Consider the following 13,186-nt stretch of genomic DNA (forward strand, 5'->3'; position numbering starts at 1 on the left):
TAATCTTTTTTACCGTAGTGCTGGTGCCGCTTTACACAATCTTCTTATGGCTCTCTAACAATGAGAAAAATAAGGATATTTCTCCTAATAACGTTCATATTCATGCTTCGAATAAGCTCTTAGACATGACCACGTATCTTTCCTTCGCTCTCTCAGCTACAGGGCTCTTGCTTACATTATCAACACACTTTAGAGAGACCCTTCCTTATTTCCTTATAACAGTTTTAATACCTTTTCTAAATGTTGTAACAGCATTCTATAAGCCCAGAGGCATGATCATAGCTTCATACGTGCTTTGGCACTTAATGCTTCTGCTAGGCAATGTTCCAGCAACTGGTATTGCTATCGGTGAGGGCACGGGAATGCTGAGAGAGATGGCTCTAAATGACCATTGGAGGTTTGAGTGGGCGCACAATCCCAGCTACAACCCCCTCCCTACGATGGCTTTTATCCAAGCTACACTATCAAGGGTCGCCGGTACTGACTGGTACAGCTGGGCTCTGGGAACCACAGTCTTCCTTGGCTGGGCCGTAGCCTATGACATCTCAGTGTACCTGCTGACGCTTTACGTAACTGGCGAGACTAGGGCTGCACTCCTCTCAATACCGCTGATTGCTGTAACACCTGAGACAGCAATACACCAGCACCCTTATCAATGGAGTGGCAATATGCTTGTGCTACTAGCATCAATGGTTCTAGTCAAAGCAGTTCAGGGCATGGAAAAACCTACCAGATATATACTCCTGATGACGCTACTCTTTACGGGAGCCATCCTAGCTCACGCAACGGCACTAGCATACATATTCGTTTTACTCGGCCTCCTAGCGACAAGATACATGTACCCTCTGCTAGGGAAGCTCCATTTAAGAATGGAAAAGACTCCTATAGAGAGAATTGTTCTGCCGGCTACCTTAGTTCTTGTCGTGATATTTTTCATTAGAAGCTTATATGTCTCCGGCTTTGCACAGTATGTAATGCCCTCGTTCCTTAGTGTGTATAACGGCCTAGTAGGCATTATAAAAAGTTTTCTCATACCTACAGAAGAGCATGAAATAGGTGCAGCAATACACATACCTCTCTACGAGAGAGCAGAAGTTTCACCTATACAGGCATATGTATGGAGCTATACGGCCTCATTGGCTACAGCATACTTCATATATGCGCTATTCTTGAAGAGGCGCGTCAGTAGTTTGCAGTTTTCCCTATACGTGACTTCCGTACTAATCCTCTCAGTATCATTTATGGGCTACAGTATATTGAAAGAAAAAAATTTCTATTTATTAAATAGGACAACATATGTTTTTATACCATTTATAGCCCCTATGGCATCTCTAACGCTCTCAAGGATTTTTGGTCTTTTGAGAAGGAGGAAAATTTCCTTGAGAGCATTAGGACTAGCTTCAATGCTGATGTTTATAGCTACAGCCCCCATAGCTGCTCAAGACCCGAACATATCGCCAATACAATATGCAAGAATAAGAAACTCAGAGAGCGTTCCGTTGTCTATGGGCGACATCCTCATCGCTAAGAGTTTCCTAGGACAACTAGATGTTTCATCCGTATCTCAGCTATATTTAACCTCCTCTCGACTCTATATGACTGGGATGTATAGGTTGACACCTCAGGGTAGTGCGGTAGGGATATGGTTGCCCACTTACACATCTAGATTCAAAGAAGCGCTAGGCCTAACCTCGTTTATTGACAAATTACAGCTACCAGCAATACATTTGAGTACAGATAGCAGTAGTTATACAGGAATGTACTGTAAGCTTATCTATAGCATCGGTATAGACTCAACATCCATCTATATTTGTAATTAGGCTTAATAGATGAAAGTGCTTCTCTTAGCATACGACTTAGGGCTTCAGGGAGGAATCGGCACGTTCAATTATGAGCTAGCTCTTGAACTCAGCAAACATATTGACGTTACCGTCATTATAAGAGGTCGCTTGTCTGGTTGTAGAGATCGTGACAAACTCAGGCTATGCACTTTTTGGTCTCCCCAAACTCCCCCCAAGGACGTGTGGTTCTATACCCTCAATGCTCAGAGGATACTAAGCCTAGCGAATAGAGAAGGTAGTGATTTGATCCACGACTCTTCGTCGGCACTGGGGCTCTTGCCTTATCTAGATAGGCTGGCTCCTGTAGTGGCCACCGTACATGGGTCTCCTATGCTGGGCTATCTCAGGTCTCTCTATAGTTCTCTCAGGGACAGAGCCAGATTCAGGCTCTTCGAATTCTCTCACAAGGTACCTAGTGCTGTTCTTTCGTTTTTTCACAAGCCCAGGGTAGGCAGGCTTGTCTTCGTATCTAGAAGTTGCATAGCCGATGCCCTGGTTCACACACCGCCTCGTGAGAGGGAAGAGCTTAGGAGGAGGTCTGTGGTCATCTATAACGGCCTTTCTATAGAAAGGGTAAGGAGGTCCGTGGACAGAGTAGACAGTAACTCGGCTAGTGTCGTCTTCGTGAGTAGGCTCATGGAATACAAGGGTGGTTTCAGGCTTGTGAAGGCATTTGTACACGTGGTCGAGGAGGTCAAGGACACTGTGTTGCATGTTATTGGTGAGGGGCCTGAGGGGCCTCTGCTGAGAGAGCTTGTCAGGAAACTCGGGCTTGAGAAGCATGTGATATTTCACGGGTGGCTGGGTAGAAGAGAGACCCTAAGGGTCATAGCCTCTTCGAGGATTCTGACACACCCTAGTCTCTACGAGTCCTTTGGTTATGTTATTGCAGAAGCCTATGCACTGGGCAAACCAGTGGTAGCGCACAGGGCATCATACTCGTTAGAGCTTGTGGAGAATTTCGGCGCAGGTCTTGTAGTGAACACTTTCGACGAGAAGAGATATGCTGAGGCATTGATGACCTTGCTGACGGATGATAACCTTTACAGGAGGCTTAGCCAAAGGGCCCTAGCTACGGCAGAGGAATACTTCGACATAAGGAGGACTGCTGAGGAATATCTCAGAGTATATAGAGAGGTGGTAGGCGAGTGAGGTGTGCTGTGCTGACTTTTGACGACGGATATCTAAGCCACTACGAGATAGCCAAGATGCTCTACCGAATGGACGTCCCCGCGACCTTCTTCATAATAACGGGGCTCATGGAGTACAATGGCAGGAGGCTCTTGGCCACGAGGCCCGAGCTGATCAGAGAGATGAGGGACATGGGGCACGAGATAGCCTCACATACAGTGAGCCACAGAGATTTGACGAGAATACCTGTATGGGAGGTAGAGCGCGAGGCCGCTGAATCCAAGAAAATGCTCGAGGAAACAGTGAGAGATGAGGTCAAGGGCCTCGCCTACCCATACGGCTCGTTCAACGATAGGGTAGTCGAGGTCGTTAGGAGATATTACTCCTATGGCAGGACAATGGGTACAGTTAATAGATGGAACGAAAAGGCCGACTCTTATGTGATTGGAAGCATAGGTATTAGACACCTACCGGAGGTGCCCATGAGACTGCTCGTGAACAGGACCGGTCTTGTGGTGCTGACTATGCACGACGAGAGGCAGCTGATCGTAAGGGCTGTCGTGGAGCTCCTCAGGGCCCTGGGGTTCAGGCTGACTACGCTTAGCGAGGCACTGAGGGGGCACAATGTATAAAGTAATCAGTATCCTGCACCACTCACTACCCATGATCGATGGTAAGTTGGCAGAGGAGGATGGCCAGGGCTGGCACTTCAGGTCAGCCTTAGCTCTGAGGAGGCTCGGCGGCTTTGCCGTAGAGGCTGTGAGGCCTAGTGGAGAAAGCCAAGGGCTTGTCAAGGTCGTAGATGAGATCCCCCTCGTGCTCACACCCACATTGAGACTGTCGCCGAGCCATATGTTATGGAAATGGGACGAGGTCTCGCCAGAGCTGGCGAGATATGTGGAGCACAGAGTATCGAGAGACGGCTATATACCCTATATACACGAGTACAGAGCCCTTAACTCAGAGCTTGTTGTAAGAAGGCTCACAGACCACCCAGTGATTCTACAACACCACGGGTCCAGCCCCCCAAGCCTCTCTAGGCTCATGAATCCTAGTCCTTTCTCAGTAGCTAAGGAACTTTCTAAGATAAAGAGAGAGGGGCTCTTGAGAAAGATCCACGGTGTGTTCTTCGTGGTGAATATTAGGGAGAAGAAATACCTGGAGGAAGTGTTGGGTGTAGAAGCTCGTGTGCTGTTTAGAACTATGGCCGTGGACTTCGAGAAACTGAGGCCCCCTGCTTGGGAAGAGGTTCAGAGGTTCAGAGAAGCCCTCGGTATACCTCTAGATGCTGTGGTATTGGTCAGCTATGTAGGGATATTTAGAGAAGAGGCTAGTTTCCTCAAGGGCCTCCACTATATACCCGTGATATGGAAGATGCTCAGGAAAGAGTATGGGGGCAGGATAGTGATCGTCCTTACGGGTGTCAGTGGAAGGTGGAGAGATATGCTTAGGGAGATGGGTATCAGGGTTTACGGGTTTCTCCCTCACCAGGAGTTCCTGAGGTTCTTGAGTACCTCCGACATATACTTCTTTCCGGCCACCGGAGGCTACTATGGCGGTCCTGGCGTGGCTGTAATGGAGGCCATGGCCCTGGGCAAGCCTGTGGTGAGCCCCACATTCCTTGAGATGCCTAGAGAAGCTATACCGAGGACAGGCGCTGTAGTAACACCCTTTGTAGGCAATGCCAAAGACCTCAATGTCTTTATAAAGAGGCTCAAGTATGTGGTAGACAATGTAGAGGTCTTCAGGGCGAGGACAAGCATGATAAGAGAGGAGGCTCATAGGGTCTTCTCGTGGGAATCTTTTGTGAGAGACTTCACTGATGCTGCGAGGGGGCTGTAGGCCATGGTCAGGCTCAGAGTAGGTATTGTGGGTGGAGGTTTTGCGGCTGGGCATCATGTGAAGGGCTGGAGGGCGAATAAGGCTAAAGTTGTGGCTGTCTCAGATATTGCTGTCGAGAGAGCCAGGGTCTTTGCAGAGAGCCACGGGATCCCCCGCTACTTCAGTTCTCTAGAGGAGATGTTGAAAGATGTAGAGCTGGATGTGGTCTCTATATGTACTCCCCCACAGACCCATAGAGAAGTTGCTGTAAAAGTGGCTCAAGCCAACGCGAACATGTTTGTTGAGAAGCCTCTCGCGACCAGCTACTCCGATGCAGCAGAGATCCTTAATGTTGCGAGATCCAAGGGCGTGAAAGTAGGTGTTGTCTCAAACTACCTCTATACGCCAGTCTCTATTAAAGCGAGGAGACTTGTCAGAGAAGGTGTCATAGGGCCTGTATGCCGTGTCGATATAGCCGTCTACGCGCCTAGGGAGGTGGTCCTAGCCAGGAGCGGTGGCTGGCTCGAGAGCCTGCCAGGACACGTGTTTGGCGAGGTCCTGCCACATGCGATATACATCCTGCAAGATATTATCGGAAAGCTTGATGTCGTATCTGTAGACTTCTCGAGGCTCTCTGAGGGAGGCTGGACGCTCTATGATGAGCTCTATGCTGTCCTCAGGGGAGAGAGGGGTGTTGGTAGGCTGACTATATCGTATAATGCTAGGAGGTTCGATATCTATGTGTATGTGGAGGGGGAGAAGGGCTCACTGATCTATAACCCTGTCGGCAAGATTATTTCCAGGCTATCTACCAGCTGGAGGTGGGCCTCTAATCTACTGTCTCTCAAGCCCTATCTAGAGCTCGGGTTCGACCATATATTTAACAGGGCCCCGAGAGATCCCTTTGCAGAGAATATAGGAGATTTTATAAGGCTCCTGGAGAGAAGAGACGACGACCACCTAGACATGTTGCTCAACCAGGTCAGGGTATACGAGGAGATCCTGAGGGAGTACCGCTGACACAGAGACACTGTGTAAGTGTCATAGTGCTGACAACAGGAACCCATGAGAGACTGGGCTACCTGAGGCTCCTCCTGAGGTCTCTCTCTAGACAGACCATGAGGCCCTCAGAGATAATAGTCGCCTCTGAGGTCTCTGACAGAGAGCTCCTAGAGACTGTTAAGAGAGAATGCGGAGACACATGTATGGTCCTCGCCACAGGGCTCTGGAACAAGTGTAGGACTGCCAATAGGGCCATACTGGAGTCGAGGGGAGACATAGTGTTTCTCCTCGAGGACGACCTAGTGCTCAGGGAGGACTTTATTGAGGAAGTCGTCAAGACCTTCGATAGAGACGGCTCCATAGGTTGCGTCTACTCGAGGTGCGTTTGGGTCTTCAGGGAGGGTGCGAGGAGCAGGGGAGGCCCTCTGGGGCTCGCGACGAGGCTCCTGAGCAAGCTGTCCGTTCACGAGTCCCTCCTGCCCAGGCAGGTCAGGACCATAGATAGGCACCTAGCCGAGATCCCCGTCTTCACCATGAGCGTCGCGTGCAGGAGGGAGGCCCTGCTGAGGGCCGGGCTCTACGACGAGTCCGTGGAGGAGCCCATACAGGGCGAGGACTTCGACCTGGCCATGAGGGTGAGGGCGGCCGGCTACAGGATAGTCGCCAACGGCAAGGCTGTCTCCTACCACTTCACGAGGCAGGTGTCGAAGAGGGTGGAGAGGCTGAGGAGGGACCCGAGGCACATAGAGGGGGTGTACCGCAGCGAGGTGTACTTCCTGGCGAAGAACAGGGGGCTCGTGGGCCTCTACGTGGTGCCTCATGCCATCTACAGGGCGATCGAGGCCGTCGCATGGGCCGCCAGGAGCGGGAGGCCCTCCACGGCCCTGTACGGCGTCAGGGGCATCATGGTGGGGCTTGTCAAGGGCTGCGTCAGCCGGGGGGCGGGACCCTGGAGGAGCCGCTCGTATACGTCATAGTCCTGAACTACAACGGCAGGGAGCTCCTGAGGAGGGCCCTCGCGAGCCTAAGGAAGACGAGGTACGGCAACATGAAGATCCTCGTCGTGGACAACGGCTCGAGCGACGGATCCGTTGAGATAGTGAGGAGAGAGTTCCCGGAGGCGGAGATCCTGGCGCTCCCGAGGAACCTCGGCTATGCCAGGGCAAACAACCTGGGCATAGCAGTGGCCCTGAGGAGAGGAGCCAGGTACGTGGTACTGATGAACAATGATGTAGAGGTAGTAGACCCCTGGTGGCTAAGGTTAGCGGTGAAAGTGATGGAAAGCCATAAAGACATAGGGATAATGGGCCTTAGGTTTTATTGCCAGGTGCGAGATGCCAACATTGTTGTGGCCCAAGAATCATAGAGGTCAATGAAGTGTGGTTCGCAAGTGTCGTGATAAGAGCTGAGGTATTTAGTACTATCGGTTATTTAGATCCTTGCTATATTTTAGGAGGATTCGAGGACGTAGACTTTTGCTATAGAACACGAAGAGCAGGTTTTAAGGTAATATGCAATCCTCATATAAAAATAATTCATATGCATCAGGCAACTTTTAAAAGAATGCCGTCGACGATTCGTTTATGGACCGGCTCGGCTAATGATGTTAGGTTTTGTATACTTAACCGGTCCTTAAGAGAACTGCTAGGCATTATTTTATGGTCTTTGCTAAGGAGTCGTACGGAATTCTCTTGGTTAACGCGAGGATTCGTAACTTTAGTTAAATGGTACGGTATTTTAGGAGTTGTATGCTTAATCGTCAAGGGCATTAAGAGAAGACTTTTTAACGATGTATATATAAGCTTTAATTTGTCTAGTTTACACGTAGAGCAACTAAAGATGTTGTGTAAAGGTAAATTATGAAGAGCATTCTCGTTTCTATTGTGATCCCCGTGAAGAACGAGCGCGGGAACGTAGAGCAGTTGATAATGAGCATCTACGGGCAGACCTACAGGCCGATCGAGGTGGTCGTGGTGGACGGGGGCTCGACGGACGGGACGCTCGAGGCACTTCAGGAGCTGAAGGCGAAGCTCAAGGGTGCGGGCTTCGCGATAAAGGTCCTGAAGGAGGAGGACTTCGGGAGCCTGAGATCGCCGGCGAACGCGAGGAACATAGGCGTACTGAATAGCTCCGGCGAAGTGATCGTCTTCTTCGACGCCGACTTCGATCTAAGCGGCGACCCCGAGGCTATAGAGAAGATCGTCGCTGGGCTGGGCGAGGGAGAGCACGTCGCCATAACCTACGCCCCCAACGGCCACACCTGGGTCGAGAGGCACTTGGCCCTCGACGACATTGTCTACTACTTCCGCGGCGGCAGGCCTCTTCACGTCGTCTGCTGCTTTAGGAGGTCCGTGTTCTCCAGGGCCCTCTTCGACGCCAGCCTGGGCTTTGGGGAGGACCTCGAGTTCCTGGCGCGCGCCAAGACTATGTGGAGGGTCGTCGGGACCGGGGTCAGGAGGTGCTACCCCCACACCCTGGGCCAGCTGATGAAGCAGCAGCTGTGGTACGGCAGGACGGCGCTGAGGTACTTCAGGAAGGTGGGGGCGATGCGCTGGCCGATAGACGTCGCCAGATCCAACGCCGTGCTGGGTATCGTAGCCCTCGATGTCATAGTCTCGGCGGCCTCAATGAACGTGCTACTAACGCTGGCCGTGACGGCGCTACTGCTAGCCTTCGTGGCGCACAGGTGGCTGCGCAGAGACGTAGTGGTGCTGGGCGGGAAGCCAAGGCTGATCTTGGAGAGGCTGGCGTGGACTCTGTTGAGGGAGACCTACGGCAGGCTCTGGTTCGACATAGGGTTGCTGCTGGGGCTGGCGAGGTCCTCACACCGAGACCTAGGCAGGTGACCTGATACGCGTGCAAGAGAGGGTATCGTCATAGTAGTCCCAATGCACTTACTCATACTGAGGGGGACCGAGAGGTGGGCTCTCGAGGTCTCAAAGCACCTCTCAAGGATGTTAAAGTCGAGCATATCCATAGTGTCGTTCTGTACCGGCCTGGAGGACTACGGAGCGAGCCGCGTGAAGGTGCCTAGCCTGGTCAGATACCTGGCTGAGGCTAAGAGCGTAGAGGCACTCTTCGTACCGAGCATTTATTATAAGCATGTGAGCAAGAAGCTGGCGCTATTGAGCGGTTCACGAGCCCTTAGTCAAGCTGGAAGACGTTACAAATGTTCTTGAGCAAAACGGCTATGTCACAGACGGCGTGTTCCAACCTAGGAGAGACGGCTAAGAAGCTAGTCTATACGAAACACCACCGCTGACGACTATATGCAGCAGGCCGGGAGCCACGATGCGGGAAGACCAGTGACTCCATCTAAGGTTGCGATCGTTATTCTCGGCTACAACGCTAGGAAGAGCTTGGGCCCGCTCCTAGATAGAGCCATAGACTCCGCCCTCGGCCAGTCCTACGGGAACGTGAAGGTCATCTTCGCGGATAACGGCTCCGCGGACGACAGCGCGGAGTACGTCTCAAGCAAGTACGGCGACAAGGTTAGGGTCGTTAGGCTGGGCAGGAACTACGGCTTCTGCCTCGGGAACAACCTGGCCGTGAGGCACCTATCGCCCGACATCAAGTACATACTCTTCATGAACCCGGACGCGGTCCTCGAGGAGAGGTACGTCGAGAAGCTGGTCGGCATTATGGAGCGGGACGAGAGCGTAGGGATCGCGCAGGGCCTGCAGAGGTCTCTCGGCGGCTCCTTCTCGAGCCTCGGCGGCTACGTCGACTCGTACGGCAGGGCCGTGGAGGTGGACGTGAGCGGCCTCGAGGGGAGGCTCTCGGGCCTCGACGCGGTCTTCGAGGTGGCCTGGGCCTCCGGCTCCGCCATGATGGTCAGGAGGGAGCTCTTCGAGAGGCTGGGCGGCTTCTCCCCGGAGCTCTTCATGTACCACGACGAGATAGACCTCTGCGCCAGGGCCCTCTCCCTGGGGTACAGGACCGTGGTCTACCCCAGGGCTGTGTACTACCACAGGAGGGGCACCGAGGGGGCACCGAAGAGAATAAACTGGCTCTCCTGGTACCTTGCCAACCGCAACAAGTGGCTCACCACGGTGAGGTACTTCCCGCTCAAGCACGTGCTAAGGGCTCTGCTCCTGTACCTCCCGGTGGAGGTGCTCATCAACGTGCTGAAGTCCGTCAGGAAGGGGGAGAGGGCCAGGGCGAGGCTGCAGCTGAGGATCGTCTGGCATGTGGCGAGGAACCTGAGGAGGGAGGCCTCATTCAGGAGGAGGTGGAGACCAGGGCTTCGCGGCCTGGAGGGCTTCATAATGGACGTCCCCAGCCCCCTTATAGGGGTGGACCCGAGGAGGGCTCTGAGAAAACTTCTCTCTCACGCGCATGGGGCTCCGCGGCCGAAGAGCGGCCGGGCTAAGGCTTCTCCGGGTCGTGCCTAGCACAAGAGCGCGCAACTATAGTCCGCGGTGAGACCCTCGATGAGCAGGAGAAGCCTCGTAGACCTGGCCGCCGAGGCCTCCAGGGGCGGAGCCTACCTTTTCGCCGGCAACGCCCTCTCCCTGGCGCTGTCCGCTCTGGCCTCCATTCTCATCGCCAGGCTGCTGGGGCCTGAGGGCTATGGGATATACTCTCTCGTCCTTACCGTGCCGGCTATAGTGGGTCCTCTCATAGGCCTCGGCATAGGTCAAGCTGTGACCCGTTATGTGGCTATGCTGGGGTCTGAGGGCAAGGGTTGTGATGCCTCTATGTATATAAGGGTCGCATTGATCTTTGAGGCTTCCCTGGGGCTTGTGGCCATGGTCCTTGTATTTCTCTGCTCAGATCTCGTAGCTATGTACATGCTCGGTAGACCTGGTATAGGCTCTCTTGTTGGATTGGTCTCTCCGCTTGTCTTAACAGGATCCATCATTGGTATCTGTGACGGGGTCTTTTTGGCATTCCTGAAGACAAAGTACAGTGCTCTCGTCAAAAGTCTTCAGGCTCTCGTGAAATTAGCTCTATCGCCTCTTCTAGCACTAAGCCTAGGCGTGATGGGAGCCCTAGGGGGCAATGTGGCTAGCTATATAGTTGCTACCATTGCCTCTCTGGCTCTACTGGCATCAGCTTGCAGGACTCTAGGGAGTAATAATAAGGCTACTAGTGTGGGCTATGTTGAGGCTCTAAGATCCATGATCTCCTATGCCTATCCTCTCTACCTCCCCACTCTCCTGGGCTTCCTAATTGGTAGAGTAATCTTTGTCCTCACAGCGCACTTCGTCAGCGATTATGAGCTTGGCAACTATTCCGTTGCCCAGAACCTCTACTCGCCAATTTCTATGGCGACATCTGCAATAGGATCCTCTCTATTCGCAGTTTTCTCAGGGCTGGATCCTGGAAGAGAGAGCCGAGAAGTGGCAGAGGTATTTAGGGCCTCTGTCAAGTACAGTACTGTGCTCATGGTCCCGGCGATAGCAATGGCAATTCTATTCTCTAGGGACCTAGTGGTCCTCGTCTATGGCCTTGACTACGAAGCAGCTCCCCTTTACTTGGCCCTCACAGCCACAGGAGCTCTGGGAGTCGGTCTGGGGGCATATGTGCTCGGGGGCCTCTTCGCTGGCATTGGGAAGACGCAAGAGGTATTCAGGTCATGGATCGTCAATACCCTGGTCTCCCTGCCGCTCACACTAATACTGCTGCCGAGGCTAGGGATGGTGGGAGCTATAGTGGCAGGTCTCATAGGAGGGTATGCGTCGACCGTATACCTCTTAATGAGAGCTAAGATAGAGGCAGGTGTCTCGATAGGCGCGAAAGAAATAGCGAGAGTGTACGTCTCCGCGGCAATCTCGGCACTAGCTACATTACCGGTGCTTTATGTAGAGATTCATGAGGTTCTCAGAGTGATATTGGCCTCGATCATCTATGTGGCATCCTACGCGATCATATTGCCACTGCTGGGAGCTCTAAAAGAGGACGAAGTCAGCATCTTAGTAAATGTAGCAAGAAGATCAGGCCCAGTGCTGTTACCCCTTACTCTACTGCTAAGAATTGAGGAGAGGATTATCAGAAAGCTTAAACAGATCCTATAGTATGTGTTCTCGACCTGAGATTAACTATCATGCATCAGACCTTGCTTTCTGACCACAAGTGCCACCATGTTAAATGTGAAGGATTTGTTCATGTTTGTAGAGGAGTAAACAGCTCATGACTACAGGAAGGATCCTTGTCTTCTCTAAGCTCTGGTGGCCTGAGGGCGGTGGTGGTGAGCTGGCCACGCATTTGATAACCAAGCATATCTTGTCGAGGCACTTCGAAGTGATTGTTGTCTCTGGCACCCGCCACCCCACCGGAGAGGTAATGGGGTATTGTAGGTACCTGTACTGGCCTGTTCTCAGAGAGCCTTACAAGCCTCTCGAATGGCTCAAGCTATTCTCTAATACAGAGACCCTGAGGAAGCTCGTGGAAAAGGCTGACACTATCTACATACCCTCCCATACACTACTGCCCCTGGCCATCGCGGCCAAGAATATCAATCCCCGTGCAAGGGTCATTGTTCACCTCCACAACTATCAGCCACTAACATATACTTCTGTAATATTGCATGATGTGAACACGCGGTCTCTCGGTGATGTTATCGTGGAGCTTTACGAGCACGGAGACGTGGCCAGGGCTATTGCCACAGGCCTCCTTGACACACTAGGTGTGAATAGAGTCAGTGCTCTCGCTCTTGGCTATGCTGACAGGGTCGTGTGTGTTTCTAGGAGGCAATGCGGGATCATAGCATCAGGGCTTCCGGGTGTCTCTAGAAAGCTTGTACACGTCTACAACCTCCTGCCCGAGGTCCCTCCTGTAGAGAAAAGGCTAGGGAGGCCCCTACTCCTCTTCACAGGGGGCGACAGCTACCTGAAGGGCTTTCACCTAGTCCTCGGAGCGGCCCTAGAGCTGACGAGGCGTGGGCTCGACGCAGAAGTGCTGGTCACGCGTAGACTAGGGGAAATAGGCCTCAGCGCTGCCAGGAGACTGGGCAGAGTGCTGAAACCAATAGGCCACGTAGACTATGAGAGACTGCTAGAGCTCTACTCTACAAGCTACGCACTTCTACACCCCTCTATATGGGAGGAGCCTTTGCCCTATGCTGTCATAGAGTCCATGCTCTCTGGCACAATACCCATAGCCTCTAGGGTCGGAGGTGTGCCGGAGATTGTTGATGGGACGCCAGCAGAGCGATTCATGTTTATTCCAGGCGACCCGCTAATACTAGCTGAGAAAATTGAAGAAGTGATAGCCATGGGTCGCGAAGAGCTTTTAAGTATAGGAGGTCAATTGAGGGAAGCAACGCTGAGAAAGTTTGAAGCTACTAAGATAGAGGGAAAGTTACTCAAAGCCTTCGGGGTCGAGTAGTATGAGAGTGATAAGGTTCGGGGTTTCCTGGGTTCTAGACTGGAGGAATGATGTAATCG

Annotated in this window: 11 protein-coding genes; all 11 read left to right on the forward strand. The window is 52.4% G+C overall.

Features of this window, described 5'->3' with window-relative positions; translation table 11 throughout:
• The first annotated feature begins 17 nt into the window (after positions 1 to 17).
• The 11 genes from DESMU_RS02145 to DESMU_RS02205 all read left to right on the forward strand — a co-directional run bounded on the left by DESMU_RS02145 (position 18) and on the right by DESMU_RS02205 (position 13,127).
• Complete coding sequence (locus DESMU_RS02145) at positions 18 to 1,820, forward strand: hypothetical protein (protein WP_187286338.1); 1,803 nt, start codon at positions 18 to 20, stop codon at positions 1,818 to 1,820.
• Positions 1,821 to 1,829: 9 nt separating this feature from the next.
• The gene (locus tag DESMU_RS07020) at positions 1,830 to 2,993 is read left to right on the forward strand and encodes a glycosyltransferase family 4 protein (RefSeq protein WP_083799336.1); all 1,164 of its coding nucleotides are present in this window, start codon (positions 1,830 to 1,832) and stop codon (positions 2,991 to 2,993) included.
• On the forward strand, positions 2,990 to 3,604 hold the full coding sequence (locus tag DESMU_RS02160) for a polysaccharide deacetylase family protein (protein ID WP_013561961.1): 615 nt from the start codon (positions 2,990 to 2,992) through the stop codon (positions 3,602 to 3,604). Before DESMU_RS07020 ends, DESMU_RS02160 begins: the two co-directional genes overlap by 4 nt.
• A gap of 31 nt (positions 3,605 to 3,635) precedes the next feature.
• Complete coding sequence (locus tag DESMU_RS02165; RefSeq protein WP_222830664.1) at positions 3,636 to 4,814, forward strand: glycosyltransferase family 4 protein; 1,179 nt, start codon at positions 3,636 to 3,638, stop codon at positions 4,812 to 4,814.
• Between the two features lie 3 nt (positions 4,815 to 4,817).
• A complete protein-coding gene (locus DESMU_RS02170; protein WP_013561963.1) occupies positions 4,818 to 5,813 on the forward strand; it encodes a Gfo/Idh/MocA family protein in 996 nt (331 codons plus the stop codon).
• 26 nt (positions 5,814 to 5,839) lie between these two features.
• Complete coding sequence (locus tag DESMU_RS02175) at positions 5,840 to 6,772, forward strand: glycosyltransferase family 2 protein (protein ID WP_013561964.1); 933 nt, start codon at positions 5,840 to 5,842, stop codon at positions 6,770 to 6,772.
• Positions 6,773 to 6,798: 26 nt separating this feature from the next.
• A complete protein-coding gene (locus tag DESMU_RS07155; RefSeq protein ID WP_245526508.1) occupies positions 6,799 to 7,161 on the forward strand; it encodes a glycosyltransferase in 363 nt (120 codons plus the stop codon).
• Positions 7,162 to 7,654: 493 nt separating this feature from the next.
• On the forward strand, positions 7,655 to 8,641 hold the full coding sequence (locus tag DESMU_RS02185; protein ID WP_013561965.1) for a glycosyltransferase family 2 protein: 987 nt from the start codon (positions 7,655 to 7,657) through the stop codon (positions 8,639 to 8,641).
• A gap of 423 nt (positions 8,642 to 9,064) precedes the next feature.
• A complete protein-coding gene (locus DESMU_RS02195) occupies positions 9,065 to 10,189 on the forward strand; it encodes a glycosyltransferase family 2 protein (RefSeq protein WP_013561967.1) in 1,125 nt (374 codons plus the stop codon).
• A gap of 39 nt (positions 10,190 to 10,228) precedes the next feature.
• Positions 10,229 to 11,815 (forward strand): oligosaccharide flippase family protein, encoded by a 1,587-nt coding sequence (locus DESMU_RS02200; RefSeq protein WP_013561968.1) that lies wholly within the window; start codon positions 10,229 to 10,231, stop codon positions 11,813 to 11,815.
• Between the two features lie 115 nt (positions 11,816 to 11,930).
• The gene (locus tag DESMU_RS02205) at positions 11,931 to 13,127 is read left to right on the forward strand and encodes a glycosyltransferase family 4 protein (protein WP_013561969.1); all 1,197 of its coding nucleotides are present in this window, start codon (positions 11,931 to 11,933) and stop codon (positions 13,125 to 13,127) included.
• Positions 13,128 to 13,186: the final 59 nt, after the last annotated feature.

Origin of the sequence: Desulfurococcus mucosus DSM 2162, from assembly GCF_000186365.1 — an archaeon.
GTDB lineage: Archaea > Thermoproteota > Thermoprotei_A > Sulfolobales > Desulfurococcaceae > Desulfurococcus > Desulfurococcus mucosus.